The sequence below is a fragment of the Achromobacter sp. ACM04 genome, assembly GCF_014851465.1.
GTDB lineage: Bacteria > Pseudomonadota > Gammaproteobacteria > Burkholderiales > Burkholderiaceae_B > Achromobacter > Achromobacter aegrifaciens.
Genome location: NZ_JACUZS010000001.1, coordinates 1,514,404 through 1,541,202, shown reverse-complemented (window position 1 = coordinate 1,541,202; position 26,799 = coordinate 1,514,404). Strand labels below are relative to the sequence as shown.

At 67.4% G+C, this 26,799-nt stretch carries 17 protein-coding genes; 5 read left to right on the top strand and 12 right to left on the bottom strand.

Going from position 1 to position 26,799, the window contains the following annotated elements:
• Positions 1–8: 8 nt before the first annotated feature.
• Genes IB259_RS07170 through IB259_RS07155 form a run of 4 tightly spaced genes read right to left on the bottom strand, consistent with a single transcriptional unit; the run spans position 9 to position 4,108 of the window.
• Positions 9–1,232 carry an MFS transporter gene (locus IB259_RS07170; RefSeq protein WP_192328200.1) on the bottom strand — a complete coding sequence of 408 codons (1,224 nt, stop codon included), beginning with the start codon at positions 1,230–1,232 and terminating at the stop codon, positions 9–11.
• A 25-nt stretch (positions 1,233–1,257) separates the two neighbouring features.
• Entirely contained in the window at positions 1,258–2,328 is a 1,071-nt protein-coding gene (locus IB259_RS07165) for an alcohol dehydrogenase catalytic domain-containing protein (RefSeq protein ID WP_192328197.1), read from the bottom strand.
• Positions 2,325–3,437, bottom strand: coding sequence for an FAD-dependent oxidoreductase (locus IB259_RS07160; RefSeq protein ID WP_192328194.1), 1,113 nt, complete (start codon positions 3,435–3,437; stop codon positions 2,325–2,327). Before IB259_RS07160 ends, IB259_RS07165 begins: the two co-directional genes overlap by 4 nt.
• A complete protein-coding gene (locus tag IB259_RS07155; RefSeq protein ID WP_192328898.1) occupies positions 3,434–4,108 on the bottom strand; it encodes a cupin domain-containing protein in 675 nt (224 codons plus the stop codon). The genes IB259_RS07160 and IB259_RS07155 overlap by 4 nt, the downstream gene beginning before the upstream one ends.
• Positions 4,109–4,258: 150 nt before the next feature.
• On the opposite strand from IB259_RS07155, the gene gcvA reads away from it, so the two are divergent.
• The gene (gene gcvA, locus IB259_RS07150) at positions 4,259–5,176 is read left to right on the top strand and encodes a transcriptional regulator GcvA (RefSeq protein WP_119451398.1); all 918 of its coding nucleotides are present in this window, start codon (positions 4,259–4,261) and stop codon (positions 5,174–5,176) included.
• Positions 5,177–5,219: 43 nt separating this feature from the next.
• Here the strand turns inward: gcvA and IB259_RS07145 are convergent, their stop codons facing one another.
• Positions 5,220–6,110: a LysR family transcriptional regulator gene (locus IB259_RS07145; RefSeq protein ID WP_192328191.1), complete on the bottom strand. Its 891-nt coding sequence runs from the start codon at positions 6,108–6,110 to the stop codon at positions 5,220–5,222.
• A 130-nt stretch (positions 6,111–6,240) separates the two neighbouring features.
• Between IB259_RS07145 and IB259_RS07140 the strand changes: the two genes are divergently transcribed.
• Entirely contained in the window at positions 6,241–6,837 is a 597-nt protein-coding gene (locus IB259_RS07140) for a short chain dehydrogenase (protein WP_125472171.1), read from the top strand.
• A gap of 132 nt (positions 6,838–6,969) precedes the next feature.
• Here the strand turns inward: IB259_RS07140 and IB259_RS07135 are convergent, their stop codons facing one another.
• Positions 6,970–14,529 (bottom strand): autotransporter-associated beta strand repeat-containing protein, encoded by a 7,560-nt coding sequence (locus tag IB259_RS07135; RefSeq protein ID WP_192328188.1) that lies wholly within the window; start codon positions 14,527–14,529, stop codon positions 6,970–6,972.
• A gap of 311 nt (positions 14,530–14,840) precedes the next feature.
• On the opposite strand from IB259_RS07135, the gene IB259_RS07130 reads away from it, so the two are divergent.
• Positions 14,841–15,455: an ATP-binding cassette domain-containing protein gene (locus IB259_RS07130; RefSeq protein ID WP_175161403.1), complete on the top strand. Its 615-nt coding sequence runs from the start codon at positions 14,841–14,843 to the stop codon at positions 15,453–15,455.
• A 17-nt stretch (positions 15,456–15,472) separates the two neighbouring features.
• Here the strand turns inward: IB259_RS07130 and IB259_RS07125 are convergent, their stop codons facing one another.
• The 6 genes from IB259_RS07125 to IB259_RS07100 are packed head-to-tail and all read right to left on the bottom strand — an operon-like array spanning position 15,473 to position 24,127.
• Positions 15,473–16,456, bottom strand: coding sequence for a tripartite tricarboxylate transporter substrate binding protein (locus IB259_RS07125; protein ID WP_192328185.1), 984 nt, complete (start codon positions 16,454–16,456; stop codon positions 15,473–15,475).
• Positions 16,457–16,500: 44 nt separating this feature from the next.
• Complete coding sequence (locus IB259_RS07120; RefSeq protein ID WP_175161523.1) at positions 16,501–18,432, bottom strand: acyl-CoA synthetase; 1,932 nt, start codon at positions 18,430–18,432, stop codon at positions 16,501–16,503.
• 18 nt (positions 18,433–18,450) lie between these two features.
• Positions 18,451–19,584 (bottom strand): acyl-CoA dehydrogenase family protein, encoded by a 1,134-nt coding sequence (locus IB259_RS07115; protein WP_192328181.1) that lies wholly within the window; start codon positions 19,582–19,584, stop codon positions 18,451–18,453.
• Between the two features lie 9 nt (positions 19,585–19,593).
• Positions 19,594–20,790, bottom strand: coding sequence for an acyl-CoA dehydrogenase family protein (locus tag IB259_RS07110; protein WP_054456403.1), 1,197 nt, complete (start codon positions 20,788–20,790; stop codon positions 19,594–19,596).
• A gap of 9 nt (positions 20,791–20,799) precedes the next feature.
• Positions 20,800–21,981, bottom strand: a complete 1,182-nt coding sequence (locus IB259_RS07105) for an acetyl-CoA C-acyltransferase (RefSeq protein WP_192328178.1) — start codon at positions 21,979–21,981, stop codon at positions 20,800–20,802.
• Between the two features lie 25 nt (positions 21,982–22,006).
• A complete protein-coding gene (locus tag IB259_RS07100) occupies positions 22,007–24,127 on the bottom strand; it encodes a 3-hydroxyacyl-CoA dehydrogenase NAD-binding domain-containing protein (protein WP_192328176.1) in 2,121 nt (706 codons plus the stop codon).
• A gap of 199 nt (positions 24,128–24,326) precedes the next feature.
• Between IB259_RS07100 and IB259_RS07095 the strand changes: the two genes are divergently transcribed.
• Complete coding sequence (locus IB259_RS07095; protein WP_054456406.1) at positions 24,327–25,256, top strand: LysR family transcriptional regulator; 930 nt, start codon at positions 24,327–24,329, stop codon at positions 25,254–25,256.
• Between the two features lie 138 nt (positions 25,257–25,394).
• Positions 25,395–26,783, top strand: coding sequence for a GntP family permease (locus IB259_RS07090; RefSeq protein WP_054456407.1), 1,389 nt, complete (start codon positions 25,395–25,397; stop codon positions 26,781–26,783).
• The last annotated feature ends 16 nt before the right edge of the window (positions 26,784–26,799 follow it).

The following is a 26,799-nucleotide window of genomic DNA, read 5'->3' as shown; positions in this document are numbered from 1 at the left end:
GGCCGGGTTCAGGCCTGTTGCCGCGACTTGGCAGACCCGGCCAGCAGCGCGACCGCTGCGATCGCCAGGGGAATGAACGAAACCCACAGCACCGTCGCCCAGTCATAGGCCGCCAGCAGGCCGCCCGATGCGAAGGAGCCGACCGCCATGGTGCCGAAGATGATGAAGTCATTGAGCGACTGCACCCGGGTCTTTTCCTCCGGCCGGTGGCATTCCAGAACCAGGGCCGACGCGCCCACGAATCCGAAGTTCCAGCCCAGGCCCAGCAGGACCAAGGTCACCCAGAAGTGGGCCACGTCGATCCCGGTCAGGCCGATGGCCGCGGACAGGCCGGTGAGCGCCAGGCCCGCCGTGACGATGCGTCCGGCGCCGAAACGCGTGATGAGGCGTCCCGTGAAGAAGCTGGGGCCGTACATGGCGATGACGTGCCATTGCAGGCCGAGGTTGGCGCTTTCCTGGGAATGGCCGCAAAGATGCATGGCCAGCGGCGCGGCGGTCATCAGGAAATTCATCAGCATGTAGGAGACGGCGCCGCAGACCACCGCCGTGACGAAGCGCGGCTGGCGCGCGATCACGCCCAGCGGCCGTCCGCCCGCAACTTCGGCCGCGCTGGGCATGGGCAGGTGCACGCCCAGCAGGACCAGGGCCGAGACCGCTGCCACCGCCGCCTGCATGAGATAGGTCGCCGCGAACATGTGTACGGGCCACAGGTACATCGTGTACGTGACCAACTGCGGGCCGACCACGCCGGCCAGCACGCCGCCGCCCATCACGAAGGACAGGGCGCGGGCGCGCCTGGCGGGAGACACGCCGTCGGCCGCCGCGAAGCGGAACGACAGCACGACGGCGGCGTACGCGCCGCCGAAGAACGTGCCCAGGCAGAACAGCCAGAAAGAACTCAGCACGATGGCGGCGGCGGCCAGCAGGCCCACCAGCACGCCGCAGGCGGTGCCGGCAAGAAATGCCGCGCGGCGGCCATGGCGCCTGGCGATGGCGCCAGCAGGAAGGATGCAGGCGGCCATGCCGACCACAAAGATGGAAATGGGCAGGGTCGCCAGCGCCTTGTCCGGCGCCAGCATGTCGCCGACGATGGCGCCGGTGGCGTAGACCACGACGGCGTTGGCGCCTGCCAGCGCCTGGGCGATTGTCAGCCGGGCGATGTTGCCGCGCTGCGCCTGCGGCGTGAGTTCAGCGCCGGGTGCGGCCGATGGCGCCGGGGTTGAAGCGGACAAGTGGGTCTCCTCGAGAGTCGTGCTTTTAGTTGATATGGGTGTTGATTTGCCGAGAGCGTTGCGGTTCTCGTGCGGCGTCCATGGTCAGGACCACGCGGAACTTCGCATCGCCGGACTTCAGCCGCAGCAAGGCATCAGCTGCGCGCTCCAGGGGTAGAGTCTCGACCATGGGCAGCGCCTCTGCAAGTACGCTGAAATTCAGCGTTTTTTCAGTTTCCCAAGGCGTGCCGGTCATGGCCCCGGCAACGGTGCGCTCGCCGCCCACCAGAAAGCCGGGCGGCACCGCCAGCGGGTCGCGGCCCACGCCCAGCAACATCGTGCGGCCTTGCGGAGCCAGTCCGCGCATGGCCCCGGACACGGCCTGCGTGTCGGTGATGGTGGCGATCAGCGCTTGTGCGCCGCCCATGTCGAGGAGCCGTTGCGCGGCGTCTTCCTCGTTGCTGTCGATGTAGACATGGGCGCCCAGGCGCAAGGCGTCAGCGGCGATGTCCAGGCCCCGGCCGATTGCCGCCACTTTCAAGCCCATGCGGCGGGCGTATTGCAACGCCATGTGGCCCAGGCCGCCTATGCCCAGCACGGCAACGAGATCGCCGGCCTGCGCTCCGGATTTCCGGAGCGCGTTGAAGGTGGCGATGCCGGCGCAAAGTATCGGGGCGGCTTGCATGGCGTCGAGCTCGTCGGGTATGGCAACCAGTCCGGTCGCCCGGGCCAGCATCATCTCGGCATAACCGCCATCCCGGGTAACGCCGACTACCGGTTGATTCGCGCACAGATTGAAGAGGCCCTGGCGGCATTGCGTGCAGGCGCCGCAATGACCGCCCAGGCGCCCCACGCCGACCCGTTGGCCGATCTTCCAGCGGGCGTCGACGCCCGCGCCGAGCGCCGAAATGCGGCCGACGGCTTCATGCCCGGGGACGCGCGGCCGTTGCAGCGCCGGATTGTCGATATCGGCCGCGTCGGCGCCACAGACGCCGCAAGCTTCGACGCGCAGCAGTACTTCTCCGGGGCCGGGTTCGGGCGTGGACAATTCAACGAATTCGAGCCGGCCGGGCGCGGTGGTCCGAATGGCGCGATAGGTGGAAGGGAGGCGTGTCATTGGGCGGGGGCTCCAGGCGGGACCGCATTGGGGGAGGGTGCAGCGGAGTTCAGCAGCCACTTCACGCCCGCGTCCGCGGCATCGATGGCGCCAGCCAGATAGCCGGGGAATGCGGCGGACCATTCGCTGGCTATCCCGGCCAAGCGACCCGCCCATACGCCAGTCTCGGCGGCAACGGCGGGTGCTGCCGGGTGTGCGCCGCCATCCCTGCAGTCCGCAGCCGTCGAGGTGTCGGGGTCTTGCGCCCAGTCCTTGTAGAACTCCCGCTCGGGCTTGAGCGCCAGGGGGCCGAACAACCGGGCGAGCTGCGCGCGGCTGAGGGCCATCAACACGTCCTGGCCTGCCGACCGGCGCGCCGCCGCGGGCATGCCTACGAATCCGAACAGGGCAGGACCTTGCGGGGTGCTGGCGTCGTGGACCTCGGCCAGAGGTCCCCGGCTGCTGCGGGCTGCGCCAGACATGTCCTGCTCGCGCCAGAATGCCGAACCGTAGACGGCGAGGTACTTGGCATGGGGAGCCATCCAGGTCGGCGTGCCGCGCCATTGCGTTGCCAGCGCGCTCGGCAGCGGAGGGTCGAAAGCGATACGGGATTGCGCCAGGCGCGGAGGGACGGCCAGCAGCACCTGCGAGGCCTGAAAGACGCTGGCTCGTCCCTCGCCGTCCCGCGCATGCACCTCGATGGCGCGGCCTGTGGCATGCAGCCGGGTCACGGTCCGGCCCAGCTTGATGCATGCCGGATCCAGGCGTGCGAGCAGGGTATCGATCAGGCCGCTCATGCCAGTGGTTAGCCGGAAGGACTCCGGATGGCTGGGGTAGCTGTGCATACGTACCGGCGTTCCTGAACGCTCGACCATCATGAAACCCGCTTCGTGTTGCGGGATGATAGACAAGCCGAACTCGCGGACGATGGCGCCAAGCCTGGGCTGGATCGCTGGCCAGAACCACGTGGGGCCCAGATCGTAGGAGCCGGCGCCCAGGATGCGGCCGCCCAGCCTGTCGCGTGCTTCCAGCAGCATATGGCTGCCGGCGCCATGCCGCTGCAGCAGCAGGGAGGCGTACAGGCCCGCGAGTCCTCCTCCGATGATGACGGTGTCCACTGACGTCGTCATGGCTGGCTCCCGCCGTTCGGGTCCGGCAGATGGTTGGTCTTCAGATAGACGGTGGCGCCCTCGGCGCCGGCGTCGAGGGCGGCTTGCGCGCCACGGGCAAGCCGCAGCCAGCTGCCTTGCGGATAAGAAGCTTGTCCGTCGGCAATCGATCCGGCCAGAACCAGTATTTCCGCATGCACGGCTGCGGTCCGCGGCAGCGGTGCATGGGCGGGCAGGCGCCGCAGACAGGTCTGCTCATAGGACGCGGAGTAAAGCGGGCAGATTTCGCCGCCGCGCTCGCGCGTCCAGGCGGCGGGATCGCGCGTGTCGATGCGTACGACGGATTGTTCATCCGCAGGCATCTGCCGCAATTTGACGAGGATGGTGGCGCCGCTCCTGCTGGAAGGGGCATGGGCGGAGCCCGGCGGATTGCGCAGATACCAGCCTGCCGGATAGTCGCCGCTGGCGTCGGAGAAGGTGCCGGACAACACCAGTATTTCTTCGCCGCCGGGATGCGCGTGCGGCGGAAAGCGGCTGTCCGGCGCATAGCGCACGATGCTGGTGGCGCGTGCCTGTTCGCCGCCCACGCGGTCCAGCATCATGCGTTCCACGCCGTGCTGCGGCGACGGCACCCATTGGTATTGCTCCGGCGTCACGATGGCGTTGCGTGAGAAATCGGCGTTGATAAGCATGATATTGGTAGAAAAGCTATTCCAAGGTGATGTCCGGCCCTTGGCTGCCATATGCTGAAATTGGCTACTGAAAGGGCGTATTCTTCGCCAATCGGCAGCCGCGGACAAACCAGATAAACTACCTTTGATTGAAAGAAAAACTTTATCGCCATGAAGTCTCTTGCGCATCTCAACGCGCTGCGCGCCTTCGAGGCCAGTGCGCGCCATCAAAGCTTTTCGGCAGCTGCGGCCGAGCTGCACGTGACTCCTGCTGCGGTGGGCCAGCTCGTGCGCGCGCTGGAGCAATGGCTGGGCGCGCCGCTGTTCCATCGCGGCGCCAGCGGCAAGGCGCGGCTGGTCCCCACGGCAGCAGCTGAACGCGCGTTGCCGGAGATACAGGCGGGGCTCGGCAAGCTGGCGCTGGGCCTGGAGCGCTTGAAGGAAGGTTCCTTGAGCGGCATGCTCACCGTGGCCGTGAGTCCGGCTTTCGCCGCCAAGTGGCTGTTGCCTCGGATCGAGCGCTTCCAGCATGCCTGGCCCGATACCGACGTGCGTCTGGACACCAACCTCAAGCCCGTGGATTTCGCGGCCCAGCAGATCGATATCGGCGTGCGCTATGGCGCTGGCGTCTGGCCCGGCCTGGCGGCGGAAAAGCTGATGGACGAAGAGGTCTACCCGGTCTGTTCCCCGGAACTGCTGCGACGGCGCAAGGCGGCGAAGCGTCCGGCCGAGCTGGCGGGCGAGACCTTGATCCATGATCTTTCGATGGACGCGCAGACGGGATTTCCGACCTGGGCCATGTGGCTGGAGAAAGTCGGCGTACAAGGCGTATCCACCGCCCGCGGCATGAAGATCAACAATTCCGCCGCGGTGCTGCAGGCGGCTATCGATGGCCATGGCGTGGCGCTGGCCCGCAGCGTGATGGCGCATGATGATCTGGTTGCCGGCCGCCTGGTGCGCCTGTTTCCGCAGTTGGCGGTTCCCTCCGCGTTGGCCTACTACGTTGTTTATCGGCCCCAGGCGCGCGAGTTGCCCCGATTGGCCGCCTTCCGCGACTGGCTGTTCGACGAGGCCGCTGCCTGTCGGTAGCCGGGTTCGGAGCCCGGCGGACCTTGCGCGACGCCCGCCGCGCTTACCTTGCGGCGCGGGCGAATCTCTTCACCATGAATTCCACGAAGGTCGTGAGCTTGGGCAGCGCCTTGCGGTCTTTGGGATACAGCAGCGTGATCGGCCGGGCCACGGGCCAGGCGGACTCAAGGATCGGGACCAGTCGGCCCGCGCGTACGTCTTCGGCCAGCAACAGCTCGGGCTGCAGCACGATGCCGAATCCGGCCAGTGCCGCCTGCCTGAGCGCCTGGCCGTTGTTCGACACGAAGCGGCCGGCAGGGTAGGCCGCGCCGCCATTCTCCGCGTTCAGGCGCCAACCGGTGCGGCGGTTCCAGTAGGAAAAATCCAGGCATTGATGGCGCGCCAGGTCGCTTGCCGTTTCAGGCGTGCCGTGGCGTTGCAGATAGGCCGGCGCCGCGCAGATGATCATCTGATAGCGCCCGATCTTGCGCGCGACCAGGCTGGAATCGGCGGGTTCGCCGATGCGCACCGCCAGGTCGTAGCGCGAGGCCACCACGTCCTCGACGGCGTCGCTCAAGGTCAGGTCCACGCTGACGTCCGGGTACTCGGACAGGTAGTCGGCGATGGCGGGGGCCAGCGCGAACGAGCCGAAGGTCACGGTCGAGGTGATGCGCAGATGGCCTCGCGGCGCGGCGCGCATGGCTTCGGCGCCTTGCTCGGCATCGCGGATGTCCGACAGGATCACCTTGCAGCGCGCGAAATAGGCCTGGCCGGCTTCCGTCAGGCTTTGGCGGCGCGTGGTGCGGTTCATGAGCCTCAGGCCCAGCCGCGCCTCCAGGCCCTTGATGTGCTTGGCCGCCATGGCGGGCGACATCTCGTGGCGAGCCGCCGCCGCGGTCAGGCTGCCCAGTTCGACGACCGCCACAAAGACTTCCATGCTGAGCAGGCGGTCCATGGATTACGCACCCTGAGTGTGAAGTGAACCCACCATTTTAGGATTTTTCCGGGACGCGCCCTTGGCCAGAATGGGCACAAGCGCTGGCGATATCGCGGGCGCATCCCACAACATACGAATCGGAGTTTCCATGAAAATCATCCTGATCGGCGCCACCGGCACCATCGGCCGCGCGGTCGCCCAAGAACTGGGCCAGCGCCACGACGTCATTGCAGTGGGCAAGACGCGCGGCGAGCATCAGGTCGACGTGACCCAGAGCGGCAGCATCCGCGCCTTGTTCGAGCGCGTGGGCAAGGTGGATGCCATCGTCTCCACCACGGGCAGCTTGCATTTCGGCCCTCTGGCCGAAATGACGGCGGAGCAGTTCAAGATCGGTCTGCACGACAAGCTGCTGGGGCAGGTGGATCTGGCGCTGATCGGCCAGCATTACGTCAACGAAGGCGGTTCCATCACGCTCACCAGCGGCATCCTGACCGATGAACCGATCCGCTACGGCGCCAATGCCTCCGCGGTGAATGCTGCCATCGACGGTTTCGTGCGCGGCGCCGCCGTGGAGCTGCGGGGCGTGCGCATCAACTCGGTCAGCCCCACGGTCCTGACGGAATCGCTGGATGCCTACGGCCCGTACTTCCAGGGTTTTGAATCCGCACCGGCCAGCCGGGTTGCGTTGGCCTATAGCCGAAGCGTGGAAGGCGCGCAGACCGGACGCGTGTTCCGGGTGTGGTGATTTCCTGGGAGTTCCGGGTGCGGCAGCTGAGCGCCGCAGACATGGGACTCTGCCAAAGGAAAGCCCGCAGCGGACGGACCGCTGCGGGCTTGGTCATGCCAGGGGCCGGCTACCCGGCCCAGCTCATAAGGCTTACCAGAGCACCTTCAACCCGACAGAGCCCTGTGCGCCGGTCTTGACGCGGCTGTCGCCGCTGTTGGCCCACAGTTTGCCAATGTCGCCGTAGAGGCTGGTGTTCTTGGTCAGCTGCAGCATGGCGCCCACCGCGAACTCGGTCGACGTGTAGCCGCCCTTGGCGCGGATGTCGGTGGTGCCGGCCGGGGCGCTGAAGCTTGCCACGTCGGTGGTATTGCTGGCCTTGTACAGATTGACGCGGGCAAAGGGCTGAAGCACGGTGCCGCCGATGCTGTAGCTGCCCTTGACGCGGGCGCCCAGACGCAGGGTCCAGTCATCGTCCGCATCGTTCTTCACCTTGGCCAGGCTCAGCGTGGTGTCGTCCAGATTGAGCTTGCGGTAGATGATTTGCGCCTGCGGCTCCAACTGCCAGCTGCTGCCCAGGTCGAAGGGCTTGCCCACTTCCAGCGAGGCCAGCCAGCCGTGGCCCTTGGTGGTGGCGCCGGCGCCGGTGTCGGCCGTGCGCAGGCTGCTGCGGTAGTCGGCGCCCTGGATCACGGCGTCGGCGTACAGGCCGGAGTCGTGCTGCCAGGTGCCGTACAGGCCCACGTAGCGACCACGCAGGTTGTTGTAGCCCGCGTACTTGCGCTCCATGCCGCTGGAGAAGCCGCGCACGCCCATGTCACCGTCCAGCTGGCCCACGTACAGGCCGGCCTTGAGGTTGCGGTCGGCGTACACGTCCACGCCGGCCTGGAAGCCGGTCAGGTGGCCGCTGCTCTCGGGGTTGACCGTGCCTTGCTGCGTGATGGTCGGAGCCGTGCGCAGCACACGGGCCCAGGCGCGGTGGTTCGGATCCTGGTCGATGGCGCCTTGAGCGACGTCGTCGCCCATGCGCTTGCGCATGTCGCCGAGCATTGCCATGTCCGCCTGGCGCAGTTGCGCGGGCAGGGAGGACAGCAGCGGCACTTCTTCACGGTAGGCGGGAGCGGGGGTGACAGGATCGGTGCCTGGGCCCGGGTTGACCTGCGTGTTGGTCGAGTGCAGCGCGGCGCCCTGTGCCGTCTGGGTCAGACGGTACTCGTAGGCGCCGGCATCGACATGGCCGCCCGCCAGCGTGAAGCTGCCGGGTTGCAGGCTGGCGCCGTTCTCGGTGGAGATGACCTGGATGCCCTGGCTGCCCGTCTGTGCGCCCAGGCCGCCGGCATTTGCTATCTGCACCGTGGTGCTGCCGCTGGCGATGGCGCTGGGGCCGCTCAACAACAGCTTGTCGGTGGCGCTGCCATCCGCGCCCAGCACGGTGGAAACGCCCAGCTTGCCGTTGTTGCCGACGTAGGGGCCGGTGACCTTGAGCACGGTGCCCGGCGTGCTGCCGCCGAGATTGACCGCGCCGCTGTTGTTCAGGCTGGCCACGGTCTGGCTGTAGCCCGCCAGGTCCAGCACGGCGCCGCTGGCCACGGTGTGGGCCGAGGCGCTGCTGAATGTATTGGTGGCGCCGGCCTTGAGCGTGCCCTGAGCGACATCGGTCGCGCCGGTGTAGCTGTTGCCTGCGCTGGTCAGGGTCAGGACGCCGCTACCTTGCTTGGTAAGGAAGCCGCCGCCCGTGATGGCACCGGCCCAGGTCGCCGTGTTGGCGCCGGTGTCGATGACCGGGTCGTTGGTGCCCGTCATGTGCAGGTTGTTGACGATGGTCAGGCCGTTGGCAATCAGGTTGATGACAGTGCCGTCGTCCATGGACAGCATGCCAGTGCCCAGGCCCAGGGAATGGCCCAGGCCGATGCTGCCCTGCTTGAGCTGCACACCGCCCGAGAAGGCGCTGCCGCCGGTCAGCGTCAGCGCGCCGGCGCCGGTCTTGACCAGGCCGCCGCTGCCCACGACGATGCCCGAGTAGTAGGACGCACTGCCAGCCGCGGAATTGACGGTCAGGGTTCCCGCGCCCAGCGCCACGGTGCCGGCGCCGGTCAGGCTGCTGGCTTGGAGCACGTTGCCATTGAGGTCCAGCGTGGCGCCCGACAGCACCTGATAGCCGGTGCCTTGGACCAGCGCCGTGGTGGAACCCGCGCGCAGCGTGCCGTCCGCGACCAGCGTGCCGCCGGTATAGCTGTTGGCGCCGGTCAGGGTCTGCGTGCCCGAGCCCTGCTTGACCAGGGTACCCGTGCCGATGACCGAGCCGCTGAAGATGCCGTCGGCCGAACCGCCCGCCAGCAGGGTGTTGGTTCCCATCTTGATGTTGCCGGCGCCCGCCAGGGTGCCGAACACCTGGGCGCCTTGGCCTGCCGACAGGTCGAAGGTCGCGCCGCTGGCGACGGTCACGATGCCGGTGGCGGCGAGGCTGCTGCCCGCGCCCAAGGCTACCGTGCCGCTGTTGACGTAGGTGCCGCCGGTGTAGCTGTTGGTGCCGTTGAGCGTCAGCGTGCTGGCGCCGTTCTTGGTCAGGCTGCCCGCGCCCGAGATGTTGCCGTTGAGCGTCAGGTCCTGGCTGCCTTGCACGGTCAGGCCGGCGTTCAGGGCGATGTTGTTCGCCAGCGCCAGCGCCTGAGTGTTGTCCAGCGTGGCCGCGCCGCCTACCGTCAGCGTGCCGGAACCGAGCGCGGCGCCGTTGCCGACGATCAGGCCGCCCGCGTTCAGGAGGGTGCCGCCGACGTAGCTGTTGACGCCGCTGAGGGTCAGGTTGGCCGCGCCGTTCTTGATCAGGCCGCCAGCGCCGCCGACGGTGCCGTTCAGGTCCATGGCGTTGGAACCGGCGATCGTCAGCGCGCCGTTCAGCGCGACCTTGTTGCGCACGGTGACTGCCGTGTTGCTGTCCAGCGTGGTGCCGTTGGCAGCGGTCAGCAGGCCATTGCCCAAAGCCTTGTCGTTGCCCAGCACCAGCGTGCCGCCGTTGAGCGCCGTGCCGCCGGTGTAGCCGTTGGACGCGTTGAGCACCAGGGTGCCGGCGTCGAGCTTGGCCAGCGTGCCGCTGCCAACGAGCGGGGCGTTGATGGTCGCGGTCACGCCGGGATCGACGCGCACCGTGGCGTAGCCCTGGTCGCCGTTGACCAGGTTGAGCGAACCCAGCGAGCCGGGCTCCAGGACATAGCCGTCGGTCATGAACTGCATGCCCGTCGTGCTTTGCGCGCCGGCAACGGTGATCGTCCCCGCAGCGCCCTGGAAAACGGCGAACTTGCCGGCCCAGGACCGGTTCACGTTGCCGTCGACGCCGGTCCAGTTGGCGTTGGCGCCGTCCCAGGTGCCGTTGCCGCCTTCGATCGCGCCGTTGCCGACGGTTTGCGAGCCGTCCCAGAACTGCACGGTGACGTTGGGTGCGGCCACCAGCAGGTTGATCTGCTTGTCGACGGCGGTCTGCAAGGTCAGGTCGGCCGCTTGCACATTGCCGGGCAGGTAACCGAAGTTCATGCCGTTGTTGGTCAGGCTGCCGCCATAATTCATGAGACGGTACACGCCGGTGCCGAAGCCGCCGGCGTCGCTGATATTGAGCGTGCCGCCCAGGGTCAGGTTGCCGGTCACGTCCACCAAGGCGGTGCCGCCGCCGAGGGCGGGGGCGCCGAGGCTCGCGTTGACGATCGAGTTGGTGCCCAGTTGCAGGCCGCCAACCGACAGGGTGTAGCCGTCCGTCAATTTCAGGGCGGCGTCGCCCATGACCGTCACGTTGCCAGCGATGCTGCCAGTTCCAGCCAGGGTGGCGCCGCTGAACACCTGCACATCGCTGCTGGCGAGCGAACCGTCTACCCACAGGCTGCCGGCGCTGACGAAGGTCGGGCCGGTAAGCGTGTTGTTGCCAGAAAGAACCAGCGATCCCGTGCCGCTCTTGGTCAACCAACCCTTGCCATCGAGCTGGCCGTTGAAGTTGCTGTTGGCTCCGTTGGCGCCGACGGTCAGGATGTTCCCGTTCGAGACCGTCACGGTGCCATTGCCGTTCAGGCTGGCCAGACGAGCCAGATTGGTGATGAACAGATTGGCGCCGGCTGCCACGTTCGCGGTGGCATTCTGGCCCAGCGCGTTGTTGCCCGCGGTGGTCAAGCTGCCGCCCTGCAGATCGATCATGCCGCTGAAGGTGTTGGCGCTGCCGGTAAGCGAGAGGTCGTTCGCACCGGTCTTGCGCAGCGTGCCGTTGCCGTTGAGCTGTCCATCCAGGATCAGGCTGTTGTTGCCCGCCACCGTGAGCGCGCCGTCGACATTGACGGTATTGCCCAGGCGCATCGGGCCCGCCGTATCCAGTTGCGTGTTGCCCGTGATGGTCAGCATGCCGGTGCCCAGCGCCGCGGCATTGCCCAGGCTCAAGTCGCCGGCATTGACCGTGGTGCCCCCGTTGTGGCGGTTTTCGCCATTGAGGGTGAGTCGGCCGGCGCCGTTCTTGACCAGCTCGGTGGAACCATTGATCACCCCGTTCAGGGTGAAATCATTGCTGCCGTCCAGCGCCAGGGAGGCGCTCAGTTGCACGTTGTTGGCCAGGGTCACCGCGCGGCTGGCTTCCAGGGTTCCCGCGTTGCGCACGGTCAGCGTGCCCTCGCCGAGCGCTGCGTCGTGGCCCACGGCCAGGTTGCCGCCCGTCAGGTTGACGCCGCCCTGGAAAGAGTTGGCGCCGTTCAAGGTCAGCTTGCCCGTGCCGCGCTTGGTCAGGCCGCCGAGGCCGTTGACCAGGCCGCCCAACGTGAGGTCCTGGTTGCCGACGAGGTTCAGGTCGCCAGCCAGGTTGATGGTGTTGCTCAGGCTCAAGGCCACGCTGTTGTCCAGCTGCATGCCGGAGGCGGCGGTCAGGGTGCTGTTGCCCAGCGGATTGCTGGAGGCCAGCACCAGCTTGCCGCCGTTCAGCGCCATCGTGCCGCCGAAGGAGTTGTTGCCGCCCAGGGTCAGGGTGCCGCTGCCGTTCTTGTTCAGGCCGCCGCTGTTGCCGGCGATGTCGCCGTTCAGGGTCAAGTCATTGCTGCCACCCAGGTTCAACTGGCCTTGGGCGAAGATCTGGTTGGTCAGCGTGAGCGCCTGGTTGTTGTCCAGCGTGGTGCCGCCTGTGGCGGTCAGGGTCGCCGTGCCCAGCGCGTTGTTGCTGCCGGCCACGAGCGTGCCGCCCGCCAGCAAGGTGCCGCCCTGATAGCTATTGTTGCCATTGAGCACCAGCGTGCCCTGGTCCAGCTTCTGCAGGGTGCCGGTGCCATCGATGTCCACGTTGATCGTTGCGGTGACGCCCGGATCGACCCGCACGGCGAAATTGCCGCCATCGCGGTTGACTGCCTTGAGCTTGCCGTCGACGCCTGCCACCAGTTCGTAGCCATCGGTCATGAACTGCATGCCATTGACGGTCTGCTCGCCCTTCACCGTCACGGTGCCGGCAGAGCCTTGGAATACGGCGAACTGGCTGCTCCACGACTGATTGAGAACGCCGTAGGAGTCGGTCCAATTGGTGTTTGTGGAATCCCACGAGCCGCTGCCGCCGGCGATAAGGCCGTCGGGTACCGTGGCGGCGCCATCCCAGAATTGGATGGCCCGGCCCGGCGAGTCGACGACCAGGTTGACCTGGCCGATGTTCGCGGTCTGCAAGGTCAGTTCCGACGTGGACATCGTGCCAGGCAAGGTGCCGTAGTCGAGGATGTTGTTCGTAAAGCTGTTGGAGTAGTCGAACAGGCGGTACACGCCATGGCCGAACCCGCCGGCATCGGTGATGTTCAACACGCCATCCAAGGTCACGTTGGTGCCCTGGAAGAGCGCCGTACCGCCCACGGCAGGAGAACCCAGCGCGACATTGACGTTGGAGTTCTGTGAGAGGACTATCGAGCCCGCGGTCAGTTTCTGACCGCTGATGCCGGCCAGGGTGCCACCGTTGGCAACGGTCAGTGTGCCGTTGATCGTGCCGCTGCCGTTCACGGTCCCGCCCGCGCCAACAATCAAGCTGCGGTTCATTGTGCCGCTGACCTTCAGGGTGCCGCCGTTGACTTCGGTTGGGAAGATACTGAAGCTGGAGGTGCCCGCCAGCTCCAGCGTGCCGCTGCCGGTTTTGCTGAGCCGGCCATCGCCCATGATCGTTCCGGCGTACACGCTATCGAGGTTGCTGCTGCCCACTTGCAGCGCGCTGGCCAAGCCCAAATTGAGTGTGCCGCCGCTATCGCCGCTCAAGGAGCCGATCGTGTTGTTGCCGTTGATGTTCAGTACGGTGCCAGCACCCAGGTTGACGCTCTGGGGGGTACCCAGGGCGCCAGGGTTCGCTACGGTGATCGCGCCTTGGCGGACGTCGAGCTTGCCGTCGTAGGTGTTGTTGCCCATTAGGAGCAATTCGTTCGCGCCGGTCTTGGTCAGCTTGCCGTTGCCGCTCAACAGGCCGTGCGTCACCAAGTCCGCCTGGGTGTCCACCGCCAGGTCGCCATTGACGGTGATGGCGTTTTGCAGGCTCGCGTTCTGGACGTTCCTCAGCGTGGCCGTGCCGCTGGTGACCAGCGCGCCTGATCCCATGGCAAAATTGTTGCTGAACTCCAAGGTACCGCCACTGAGGGCGATGCCGCCAGTGTGGGCGGTATTGATGGCGTTGAGGCTGAGCGTACCGTTGCCAGTCTTGACCAATTGGCCGGGGCCCGAGATCAGCGAATTCAAGGTCAGGTCATTGTCGCCGGCAACCGTCAGATTCGCATTGAGGGCGATGGCGTTGCCTAGCGTTACCGTGTTGCTTGCCGTCAGGGTGGAAGCGCCGCCCACGGTCAAGTTGCCGAGACCCAAAGCCTGATTGTTGCCCACCGTCAGCGTGCCGGCGTTCAGCGTGGTACCCGACAGATAGGTGTTGGCCCCGTTCAAGGTCAGGTTGGCGGCGCCGTTCTTGATCAGCGAGCCTGGGCCGTAAACGACGCCGTTCAGCGTCAGGTCGGCGCTTCCGCCTATCTCCACGCTGCCAAACAGATTCACGTTGTTGTCGAGGGCCACCTTGTTATTGGCGTCGAGCACCGTGTTGTTGAGCGCCGTCAGGGCGCCGCTGCCCAGCGCGGTATTGCTGCCGACCTCCAGACGGCCGGCCTCGATTATCGTGCCGCCGGTATACGTGTTGTTGCCGTTGAGTACCAGCGTGCCGCTGTCTTGCTTGTGCAGGGTGCCGCTGCCGCCTATGGCGACGCCCAGGGTGGCGGTCACGTTGGGATTGACCCGAATCACGGCAACGCCGCTGGCATTCAGCTGACCATTGGCTCCGCCCACCAGCTTGTAGCCGTCGCTCTTGAACTCCAGGCCCGTGATGCTGTGCTGGCCGCCGACTGCCACGGTGCCGGCGACGCCGGAGAATGCCGCTTCGCCGCCGTTCCAGGACTGGTTCACTGTTCCGTCAGCGGAAGTCCAGTTGGTATTGGCGTAATCCCAGATGCCAGAGGCGCCATCCACCGAACCGTTCGCCACGGATTGGCTGCCGTCCCAGTAGAGTTGCGGATTTGCGGGCGCCGCATGCGCGTTCGCGGCGATCAAGGCAATGCCCAGCGCGCCCGCCAACTGTGCGCCGCCGCGGCGCAGGCGCCGGGCAGGGCTGCTGCTTTTTGCCTGCCCGCGGGCGATTTCACTGACGGCTTGCCATACGCCAGCGGCGGCGTTGAAGACTACTCGATAGACGTGATTCATTGATCTCTTCTATGCCGGCGCCGATGCCGGGCCGGCAAAATTGGATGTTGTATTGATTTAAATGAAACTAAATGCGTCTTGGTGGTAGGTCGCTCAGCGAGCCGATAGCATGAACGGGCGAGGCAACCGTTACAAAAGTCGAAATGTTTTGCGGAAAATTAACATTTATTTACGCCGCGTAATGTACGGCAAAAATGCGGATTTCCGCACTGTCAACGTGGAAAAATTTGAATTCCGTTCACATTTGCTGCGTTGACGCCACGCCGAGGCGGTGATGGCCGAGCGCCGCATTCCTGCGTACACTCCCGGCCATGCTACGAATCGACAATCTCGGCAAACGCTACGGCGACCATCTCGTCTTCCAGGGGCTGACCCATACGTTCACGCCCGGATGCGTGGCGTTGTGCGAAGAAGACAGCACCGGCAAGTCCACGCTGCTGGGCATCATTGCGGGCGTGATCGCGCCGGATGCGGGAGAGGTCTGGATCGACGGACATGCGCTGACCCAGGCGCCGGCGCAAGCGCGGTCCCGCCTGGCCTATGTGCCCGACAATTGCATGGCATTGCCCGCGCAGACGGGGCGTGGTTTGTTGGAGCAGGTTGCGGCCGAGAAGAACGTGCCGCTGGCCGACAGCGTGCTGGACCTGGCGTTCCGGCTGGGACTGCAGCCGCATCTGGACAAGCGCTTCGAGCAGATGTCCACGGGCACGCGGCGCAAGGTCTACCTGACGGCCGCCGCCCTGGGCGACCCGGCCGTCATTATTGCGGATGGGGCCAGCAACGGCCTGGATGCGCAGGCGCGCGGCGTGCTGGCAGAACAGTTCAAGATCTGGGCGCAGGATCGGGTGGTGCTGTTCGCCAGCCACGATCCTGAACTGGTAGAAGCCTGCGGCGCCAGATCAATCGAGGTTGCGGCGCTGCGCTGAAGGCGGCGCCGCCATTATTACTTCGCCATCAAGCCCAGGTACTCGATCAAGCCTTTTTCCTTGACGTAGGTGGCCTGCGCCCATTCCTTGTAGTCCTGGCTGTTGCGGTAGGCGGGCTCCTGGTTCAGCTGCTTCATGACGTCCATGCTGGCGGGGTCGAACAGCGCCTTCTTGAAGGCGTCGTGCAGCGTCTTCACCACCGCGGGATCCATGCCCTTGGGGCCGGCCAGGCCATAGGGCGAGGTGGACACGACCTTGTAGCCCAGCTCCTGGGCGGTGGGCACGTCGGGCCAGCGCGTGGTGCGCTTTTCGCCGAAGGTGACCAGCAGGCGCATCTTGCCGGAATCCACGAACTGGTCCCAGCCGGTGGCGTCGCTTTGCGCCATGACGTGACCGCCCAGCAGGGCCTGTTGCATGTCGGCGTTGCCCTTGAACGGCACGTGGTTCAGTTTCACCTTGGCGTTGATGGCGACTTCCTCGATCAGCAGGTGCGGCGACGAACCGATGCCGGTGGAGCCATAGTCGATGGTGCCGGGCGCCTTGCGCGCCGCCTCGATGTATTCGTTGAAGGTCTTGTACGGCGAGTCGGAGCGGACGGTGAAGCCGAAGGTGTAGCCGGACAGGCCCAGGATGAAGGTGAAATCGTTGATGGGGTCCCAGCTGCTTTTCTGCATGTACGGCATGCGCAGCATGGCCAGGGTGTACAGCGTGATGGTGTAGCCATCGGGCTTGGCGGTCTTGGCCATGGTCGCCGGGCCCAGGGTGCCGCCGGCGCCGGGCCGGTTTTCGACGATAACGGGCTGGCCCAGGTACTTGGAGGCATCCTGCGCCACGGTGCGCAGGTGGCGGTCGGTGGAGCCGCCGGCCGGGAAGGGCACGATCAGCGTGATGGGCTTGGACGGATAGGCGCCTTGCGCGCCGGCGGCGAAGGGCAATGCAATGCCGGCTATCGAGAGCAGCGCGGCGCCGAGGCAGGCGCGCCGCAGGGGCTTATGGGTCATGGGTTTGTCTCCTGGGGTGTTGTTGTGTGTGGGAAGGGGACTGCTCAGTCGCGCAGGGCGACCTTGACCGGTAAGCGGGCCAGCGCGTCGCGCAGGCTGGCCTTTAGCGCTGCGGACGCGCGGGCGTCGGCCTGGACTGCGACCTCGGGTTGAGCGTCGGCCTGTACGCGGAACAGCGCGCCGTCGTCGATCAGGCCGGCTTCCTGCAAGGTGCGCGCCACCACGGACTGGGCCGATACCGCGGTGGCCAGGCGGCGCAGGTCGGGCTTGTAGATCTTGCCCACGTTGGTCATGGGCATGCTGTCCAGCACGATGACGCGCTTGGGCCGCGCCGGGCTTTCGTCCACGTGCTCGGCGGCATAGGCCAGCAGTTCGGCTTCCGGGACCTGGGCGCCTTCGGCCAGCGTGACAAAGGCGATGGGCAGTTCGCCGGCATAGGCGTCGGGGGCGCCGACGGCGGCGCAGAGCTGCACCGACGGGTGCGAGGCGAGCGCGTCCTCGATGGTCTTGGGATCGATGTTGTGGCCGCTGCGGATGATCAGGTCCTTGGCGCGGCCCTGCAGATGCAGCCGGCCGTCCGGGTCCAGGTAGCCGACGTCGCCGCTGATGAGCCAGCCGTCCTCGGTGAAAGCGCGCGCCGTGTCTTCGGAATCAAGAAAGCCGGGGATGACGTTGGGCGCCTTGAACAGCACCATGCCGGGCTTGCCTGCGGGGAGGTCGCGCGCGGGAGCGCCGGCCGGCACGTCCAGGCCGACGATGCGCACCTGCACGTAGGGCAGCGGAAAGCCGACGCAGCCGACCGGAAACTCGCAGCCTGGCGGCGAGATGGTGGAGATGCCCGCCATCTCCGTCATGCCCAGGCTTTCGTTGACGTGCAGTCCGAACAGCCGTTTGAAGCGAGCGGCCAGCTCGGCGGGCAGGGGCGCGGCGCCGGTGCGGCAATAGCGCAACGACGAGATGTCGGCGCCGGCCAGCGGCACTTCGGCCAACGCGGCGAGGATGGTCGGCACGCCTTGCAGCGAGGTGGCGCGGTGGTGTTCGACCAGGCGCCAGTAGTTGCGCAGCACGTCGCGGTTGCGCAGCAGCAGGGTGGTGGGGATGACGGTTTCCACGCCCGCCGACAGGGCGGCCAGCGAAGCCGGCAGCACGCCCGCTACATGGAACAGCGGATAGCCGTTGATGACCACGTCGTCCGGTCCGGCGTTCTGCAGTTGCACCGCGGCCCAGGCGCTGAAGACCTGGTTGGCGTGCGTATGGATGGCGAGCTTGGGCGCGCCCGTGGTGCCGCCGGTATGGAAATAGGCGGCCACGTCGTTGGCATGGATCTCGCGGCCGCTGAGCAGGCGGTCGGCCGGCTGCGCGGCGCGCGCGGCGTTGAAATCCAGCGCATGATCCGGCAACGCCGGGCGGCTCGAAGGCGGCTCGTCCAGCGGCGCGACGCGCAGCAGCGTGTGCAGCGTGGGCACGCGTTCGCGCAGCCGCAGCGCCTTGGACCAGGAGCCGCACTCCACGTCGGACCCATAGGCGATCAGCACCTTGGCGCGCGCCGTGTTCATGAGCGAGGCGAGCTTGTCTTCGGCCAGCAAGGGGTTCAAGGGCTGGACGATGCCGGCGGCCTCGCCGCCCCAGAGCGCCAGGTGGTACTCCAGGCAGCCCGGCAGCAGGATGCCGACGGCGTCGTCCGGGCCCACGCCCAGTTCATGCAGCAGGTTGGCGGTCTGGTGGATGCCGGCCAGCAGTTCGCGGTAGCTCCAGCGCAGCGGCGCGTCGCCGGGGTCGGCGCTGCGCAGAAAGGTCAGCGCCGTCTTGTCGCCGAAGGCCGCGGCCGAGTTGCGGAAGATCTCGTAGGTGCTTTGCACCGTGAGCGTTTCAGCCAGCGGCCGGGCTTGCAGCCGCTGCACGTCCGCCGCGCTGCGCACGGGGAACGGAGCGGCGAAAGGCGGCGAGAGGGGCGGGGCGGCATGGACCTGGGTCATCATGGCGTGATCCTCCGCTCAGGCTTGCCCCAGCGCGATGTAGCGCCGCAGGTGATGGTCTTCGTCGCCCAACTGATGGTCGATCATGACCAGGCGCTTGGCGTAGTGCGCCAGCGGCAGCTCCCAGGTCATGCCGATGCCGCCGTGCAGCTGGATGCTCTCCTCGGCCACCAGGGTGCCGATGCGGCCGATGGTGTACTTGGCGGCGGACAGCGCGCGTTCGCGGGTGGCGCGGTCGGGATGGTTGAGCGTGGCCGCGGCGTTGATCACGGACGAACGCGCCTGTTCGATCTCCAGCAGCACGTCGGCCATGCGGTGTTGCAGCGCCTGGAAGCTGCCGATGGGAGCGCCGAACTGGCGGCGCGTGCGCAGGTATTCCAGAGTGGCGTCGCGAGCGCAGTCCATGGCGCCGACGGCTTCGGCGCACAGCGCCAGGATGCCGCGCCCGGCGGCGCGTTCCAGCAGCGGGTAGCCTGCGCCGGCCTCGCCCAGCAAGGCTTCTGGCGCAAGCTGCACGCCGTCGAGCACCAATTCGGCCGCGCGGCCGCCATCGATCAGGCCATAGCCGCGCAGCGTCAGGCCGGGCGTGCCGGCGCTGACCAGGAACAGGCTGATGCCGGCCTCGTCGTCCGGCCCGCCCGCGCTGCGGGCCGGGATCAGGAACAGGTCGGCGTGCTCGCCCGCCGCGACCACGGCCTTGGCGCCGTTGAGCACCCAGCCGTCTGCAGTGCGTTCGGCGCGGGTCTCGATGTGCGCCAGTTCATAGCCGGAGCCGGGTTCGGCGTGGGCCAGCGAGGCCGTGATGCTGCCCGCGATCAGGCCTTCAAGGGCCTCGCGCTGGGCCGGCGTGCCGGCTTCGGCGATGGCGCTGCCGACCATGAGCGCGTCCAGCAGCGGTTCGACGGCCAGGCCGCGGCCCAGCGCTTCGAACACGACGGAAATGTCGAAGCCGGTTCCGCCCAGTCCGCCGTCTGCTTCGGCAAACAGGGCGCCGATGGCGCCGAGTTCGGCATAGCGCTGCCACAGCTCCAGGCTGTAGCCCCGCTCCGAGCGGGCATTGCGGTCGCGCGTGGCGAAGTCGCTCTGTTCGGCGACAAAGCGGCGCAGCATGTCGGAGAGCATGCGCCGGTCTTCGGTGTGTTCAAAATTCATGGCCGGCCCTTACAGTCCGAGGATCATCTTGGAGATGATGTTCTTCTGGATTTCATTGGAGCCGCCGAAGATCGACAGCTTGCGGTTGTTGAAGTACTGCGCGGCGGCGCTCTCGGCGCCGTGGGGGCCGATGGGCGGTGCGTCATAGCCGTCGTGCAGCGCTTCGGGTACGAAGGGGCGGGCATAGGGGCCCATGGCGCGGCGGTTCAGCGCGCTGATCTCCTGGCGGATCTGGGTGCCGCGGATCTTCAGCATGGAGCTTTCGGCGCCGGGCGCGCCGCCGCCGGCCACCGCCGCGACCACGCGCAGGTTGGTGGTGCGCATGTTGGCCAGCTCGATCTCGACGCGCGCCAGCCGCGCGGCGAAGTCCGGGTCTTCCGATAGCGGACGTCCGTGCTTGCGTAGTCTTGCGGCTACCGTTTTCAGGCGTTCCAGCGCTGCCGTGGATTGTCCAACGCCGGCGATGTTGGTGCGTTCGTAGGTCAGCAGGTACTTGGCGCAGGTCCAGCCGCGGTTCTCCTCGCCCACCAGGTTGGCCGCAGGCACCCGCACGTCGGAGAAGAACACTTCATTGACTTCGTGCTCGCCGTCCAGGGTGATGATGGGGCGCACTTCCACGCCGGGGCTCGCCATGTCGATCAGCAGGAAGCTGATGCCTTCCTGGCGCCGGCCTTCCTGTGACGTGCGCACCAGGCAGAAGATCATGTTGGCGTACTGGCCCAGCGTGGTCCAGGTCTTCTGGCCGTTGACGACGTAACTGTCGCCGTCGCGCACGGCGGTGGTCTTGACCGAGGCCAGGTCCGAGCCCGCGCCGGGTTCGGAATAGCCCTGGCACCACCAGTCGGAACCGTCCAGGATGCGCGGCAGCCAGTGGCGCCGCTGCGCCTCGCTGCCGTACTTGATCAGCACCGGGCCCAGCATGCTCAGGCCAAAGGGCACGATGCGCGGCGCGCCGGCCAGCGCGCATTCGTTTTCGAAGATGTACTTCTGCACGGCGCTCCAGCCGGTGCCGCCGTATTCCATCGGCCAATGGCTGGCGAGCCAGCCTTGCTGGTTGAGGATGGCGTGCCACTCGACCATGTCGGCGCGCGTCAGCAGCTTGCCCTGCGCGACCTTGGCGGACAGGCGCTCGGGCAGGTGGCTGGCGAGAAAGGCCCGCACTTCGTCGCGGAAGGCGTTTTCTTCGGGGGTGAATTCCAGGTCCATGGGGGATCCTCAGTAGATTTCAAACAGGCCGGCCGCACCCATGCCGCCGCCCACGCACATGGTGACGACGGCATAGCGGGCGCCGCGGCGGCGGCCTTCGATCAGCACGTGGCCGGCCAGACGGGCGCCGGTGACGCCGAAGGGGTGGCCCAGGGCGATGGCGCCGCCGTCCACGTTCAGGCGGTCCATCGGAATGCCCAGCTTTTGCTGGCAATACAGGGCTTGCGAGGCGAAGGCCTCGTTCAGTTCCCAGAGGTCGATGTCCTGCACCTTGAGGCCGTGGCGCGCAAGCAGCTTGGGCACGGCGTAGACGGGGCCTATGCCCATCTCGTCGGGTTCGCAGCCGGCGATCGCCAGGCCGCGGAACGCGCCCAGCGGCGTGATGCCGGCGCGCTGGGCTTCAGCGGCTTCCATCAGCACGCAGGCGGCGGCGCCGTCCGACAACTGCGAGGCATTGCCTGCCGTGACGAACTGGCCGGCGCCGCGCACAGGGGCCAGCGAGGCCAGGGCGTCGTAGGTGGTGCCGGGGCGGTTGCAGGTGTCGCGGTCCACGGTCACTTCGCGCTCGCTGACGGCGCCGGTGGCGCGGTCGGTGACGGACATGGTCGTGGTGACCGGAACGATCTCTTCCAGATACCGTCCAGCGGCCTGCGCGGCCTCGGTGCGCGCCTGGCTTTGCGCGGCGAAATGGTCCTGGGCTTCACGGCTGATGCCGTAGCGGGCCGCGACGATGTCGGCGGTTTCGATCATGGGCAGGTAGAGCTCGGGCTTGTTTGCCACGATCCACGGATCCATGCCGCTCACGCCGTCGTCGCGGGTGCGGATCTGCGACACGAGTTCCACGCCGCCCGCGATCATCGCGGGGGCGCCGTCCATGACGATGCGGCTGGCGGCCGAGGCGATGGCCTGCAGGCCGGAGGCGCAATAGCGGTTGACGGTGGCGCCGCCCACGCCGACCGGCAGGCCGGCGCGGATCACGGCCTGGCGGCCTATGTTGCGACCCGTGGCGCCTTCTGGATAGCCGCAACCGATGAACGCGTCTTCGATCAGGGCCGGGTCTATGCCGGCGCGGTCGACGGCGGCGCGCACGGCGTGCGCGGCCAGCGTGGGGCCGGCGATGAGGTTGAATTCGCCGCGCCCCGCCTTGGTGATGGGGGTGCGGGCGGTGGAGACGATGACGGCTTCGCGCATGGCGTGTTCCTGTAAAGTGTCCGGGTCAGCCGGCCTGGTTCAGGCTGGCGAAATTGCGGCCGGATTCGACCAGCTGCACGAGCAACGGCGAAGGTTTCCAGAAGGCGGGGTCTTCCTGCGCATAGCCGCGGATATCGGCCAGCACGCGGTCCAGTCCCACGCTGTCGGCGTAGTGCATGGGGCCGCCGCGATAACGCGGAAAGCCGTAGCCCGACAGGAACACCACGTCGATGTCGGACGGGCGCTGCGCGATGCCTTGGTGCAGCACGTTGGCCGCTTCGTTGATCATGGCGGCCAGGTAGCGGCGCTGGATGTCTTCTTGCGTGTAGGCGCGCGGCGTGACGCCCGCGCGCGCGCGTTCGGCATCGATGATGGCGAGGACTTCGGGGTCTGGTTCGCCTTGGCGCGCGCCGTCGGAGTACAGGTAGAAGCCGCGGCCCGTCTTCTGGCCGAACCAGCCCCGTTCGCACAGCCGGTCGGGAATCTGCACGTAGCGCAGTGCTGGGTCGCGGGTGGGCGCGCGGCGCTTGCGTGTGGCCCAGCCGATGTCGCCGCCGGCCAGGTCCGCCATCTGGTAGGGACCCATGGGATAACCGAAGTCGCGCACGGCGGCGTCGATCTCGTAGGGCGACGCGCCGTCTTCCATCATCATGTCCGCCGCCTGGCGGTGCACGGCCAGGATGCGGTTGCCGATGAAGCCATCGCACACGCCCGCGCGCACCGGGATCTTGCGCAGGCGCCGCGCCAGTTCGAAGCCGGTGGCCACGGTGTCGGGCGCGGTGTGCTCGCCCACCACGACTTCCAGCAGCTTCATGATGTTGGCGGGCGAAAAGAAGTGCAGGCCCAGTACGTCGGCGGGCCCGCGCGTGGCGGCGGCGATGAGGTTGACGTCCAGGTACGAGGTATTGGTGGCCAGCACCGCGCCGGGCTTGGCGACGCGGTCCAACTGCGCGAACACGGCTTGCTTGACCGCCATGTCTTCGAACACGGCTTCGATGATGAGATCGGCGTCGTCCAGCGCATCGTAGCGGGTCGAGCCGGTGTAGCGCGCCATGCGGGCGTCGCGCTCGTCGGCGCTGATCCGGCCTTTCTTGACCAGCAGCTCGTAGACCTGCGCGACGCGGCCACGCCCGCGTTCCAGCGCGGCATCGTCCTGCTCGACCATGGTCACGGGAAAGCCGGCGTCCAGCGCCGAGACAGCGATGCCCGCGCCCATGGTGCCGCCGCCGACGATGCCGATACGCTCCAGGCGCCGCGGCCGGGCCGCTTGCTGGCCCGGCATCTTGGCCGTGTCGCGTTCAGCGAAGAAGGCATGCACCAGGCCCGCCCGCTGCGGGCTGTCCAGGCATTGCAGGAACAGCGCGCGTTCGGTGCGCAGGCCATCCTCGAAGGGCTGCTCGATGGCGGCGCGCACGGCTTCGACGATCTTGCCGGGCGAGTACAGCCCACGGGTGGTGCGGGCAACGCGTTCGGCCGCTGCCTCGACCTGGGCCAGCGCGGCGGTCCGGTCGGCGAGCGCGCCGGCGTCGCGGGTGCGGCGCGGACCCGCGCCGATCGCCAGCAATTGCCGGGTGTAGGCCAGGCCCGCGTCCAGGGGATCGGTCTCGCTGGAGAGCCCGTCCACCAATCCGGCTTCCAGGGCGGCGCCGGCAGAGAGGTGCTTGCCGGTCAGCATCAAATCCAGCGCGGCCTGCGCGCCCATGAGGCGCGGCGCGCGCTGGGTGCCGCCGGCGCCGGGCAGCAGGCCCAGGTTCACTTCGGGCAGGCCCAGCTTGGCGCCCGCGAGCGCGACGCGGTAGTGCGCCGCCAGCGCCACTTCCAGTCCGCCGCCCAGCGCCGCGCCGTGCAGCGCGGCAACCACCAGCTTGGCGCTGGCTTCGATCTGGTTGCAGACGTCGGGCAGGATGGGCGGCTGCGGCGGCTTGCCGAATTCGCGGATGTCGGCGCCCGCGATGAAGTTCTTGCCCGCGCCCATCAGCAGGATGGCGCGGACCTGCGGATCGGCCTGGGCGTCGCGCACGGCCGCGGCCAGATCGCCGCGCACGGCGGCGCTCAGGGCATTGACGGGGGGATGGTCGATGGTGACGACGAGAATGTCGTCATAGCGGCGCGCGTTGGCCGCGCCGGTGCTTGCGCTGTCTGTCATGGACAGTGTCTCCGATGAGGCCTGCCGCCGGAGCGCCGCTGGGGGCGAGGGCTAGGGCCGGGCGGACCAGGAACGGCCCGTCTTTTATGGCCTCATTCTTTCGCAGTAAAGAAGTCTTGACAATGGCATCGATAATTGACATTGAAGTCAAAAAAATTTGACAATGTGGAGGTGACTTGCTGCGGCGTGGAGGCCCGGAATGGACACCAAATCCCTGACGTTGCTGGTGGAAATCCTGGACGCGGGCAACCTCAGCGAGGCCGCGCGCCGCCTGAAGATGACGCGCGCTAACGTCAGCTACCACTTGAATCAGCTGGAACGCTCGGTAGGCATGCAGCTGGTGCGGCGCACAACGAGGCATGTGGAGCCGACAGAAATCGGACTGAAGCTGTATCACCACGGGCGCAGCATCCAGGACGAACTCGCCGCGGCGCGTGAATCCGTCGAGACCCTGGGCAAGACGCCGCAGGGCAAGGTCAGGCTGAGCGTACCCAGCGGCTACGGGCAGTTCGTGATGACGCCCTGGCTGCTGGAATTCAAGCGGACCTATCCGGATATCGTGCTGGACGTGTTGTTCGAGAACAGCGTGGATGACCTGCTGCGCGACGAGGTCGATATCGCGGTGCGCATCATGTCCGAGCCGCCGCAGAACCTGGTGGCGCGCGAGCTGGGCCAGGTCCGCTACGTGGCCTGCGCCTCGCGGGACTATGCCGCCGCCCGGGGCCTGCCGCAGCATCCGGAAGAGCTGTCGCGCACGCCCATCATCAGCGCGGCGGTCATCGGCCGGCCCTTGCGGCTTTCGGCCTACTACGGCGGCCAGCCGCGGCAGCATGTGGTGCTGGAGCCGACGGTGATTTCGCGCAACTACGCGTTCCTGCGCGACGCGACGCTGGCGGGGCTGGGCGTGGGCGTGGTGCCGGACTACGTGGTGCACGACGACATTGCGCGCGGCGAACTGGTGGCCGCGTTGCCGCAATGGCGGCTCAGCATCTTCGGGCGCGGCATGTACATGCTGTACATGCCCAATCGCCACCACCCGCGGGCGATCTCGATGATCATCGAATTCATCCTGGAGCGCGCCCAGGCCGCGCACGAAGGCAGGCCGGGATTGCTGGAGGCGGCAGGCTAGCGGGGCCAGCCCGCTGAGGCGCGTGCAGGCCCTGGACGCGCGCCTTTCCTGACTGGCCGTTCAGCTTGGCGGGCATAAAATCCGTGTTCCTATCGGCAAGCGGCCGCAGGGCCGCGCCCATTTTTTCCAGGCCCGTCCATGTCCTCTTCCGACGTCCAATTGCTTCTTACCGCGCTGGCTAGCGTGCTGGTGCTGGTTGCGCTGATCGTTTCGCGCATCCGCATGCATCCGCTGCTGGCGCTATTGATCGTCTCCATCGGCGTGGGGTTCGCCACCGGCATGGAGCCCGTGGCCATCGTCAAGAACCTGAGCAATGGCGCCGGCAAGACGCTGGGCGCGGTGGGCGTGGTGATCGCGCTGGGGGCGATGCTGGGCAAGATCCTGGCCGACTCGGGCACGACCGAACGCCTGGCCAATGCCATCCTCAGCCATACTTCGCCGCGCATGATTCCGTGGGCCATGACCCTGGTGGCCTTCGTCATCGGCATACCGATGTTCTTCGAGGTCGGCCTGGTGGTGATGCTGCCGCTGATCTTCAGCGTGGCGCGCAAGCTGGAAAGCCAGCAGCGATTCAAGGGCTCGGCCTACGTGTACGTGGGCGTGCCGGTGATCTCGGCGTTGGCGGCAATGCACGGCATGGTGCCGCCGCATCCGGGGCCGCTGACCGCCATCGCCACGCTCAAGACCACGGTGGGGCCGACCATGATCTACGGCTTCATCGCGGCGCTGCCGGCCATGGTCTTCGGCGGCCCCTTGTATGGCGCTTTCATTTCGCCGCGCATGACGACGCGTCCGGACGAGGCGCTGTTGGAACAGTTCACCACCACCCGCCAGGAGGCTGCCGGCCGCAATGCGCCCAGCGTAGGCCTGGGGGTGCTGGCGGCCTTGCTGCCCGCCTTGCTGATGCTGGTGCACGCGGGCGCGGAGATGCTGCTGCCCAAGGACTCGCGCGCCATGCACGTGGCGGCGTTCCTGGGCGACCCGATGGTCGCGATGCTGCTGGGCGTGCTGTTCGCCGCCTTCACCCTGGTGCTGATGCGCGGCGGCGACGCGGAAAAGCTGCGCGACGCCATGGGCAAGAGCCTCAAGCCCATCGCCGGCATCATGCTTATCATCGCGGGCGGCGGCGCGTTCCAGCAGGTGCTGACCAGCGCCAAGGTGGGCGATGCCATCGTGCAGCTGACGCATCAGTTTTCCTTGCCGCCGCTGGTGCTGGGCTGGCTGATCGCCATGCTGCTGTCGGTGTCCACCGGATCGGCCACGGTCGGTATCGTGGGCGCGGCGGGCCTGCTGGCGCCGCTGGCGGGCGCCGATCCCAGCCTGAACCTGCCGCTCCTGGCGCTGGCCATCGGCTGCGGCTCGCTGTTCTTCAACTACGCCAATCACGCAGGCTTCTGGATGGTGAAGGAGTCCTTCGGCATGACCATGGGCGAAGCGACCAAGACGATTTCGGTGGTGCAGTCCATCGTGTCGGTGGTCGGGCTCATCATGGTGCTGCTGTTCAACATGCTGCCGCCGCTGGGCTGACGCCGCTGCGGGCCGT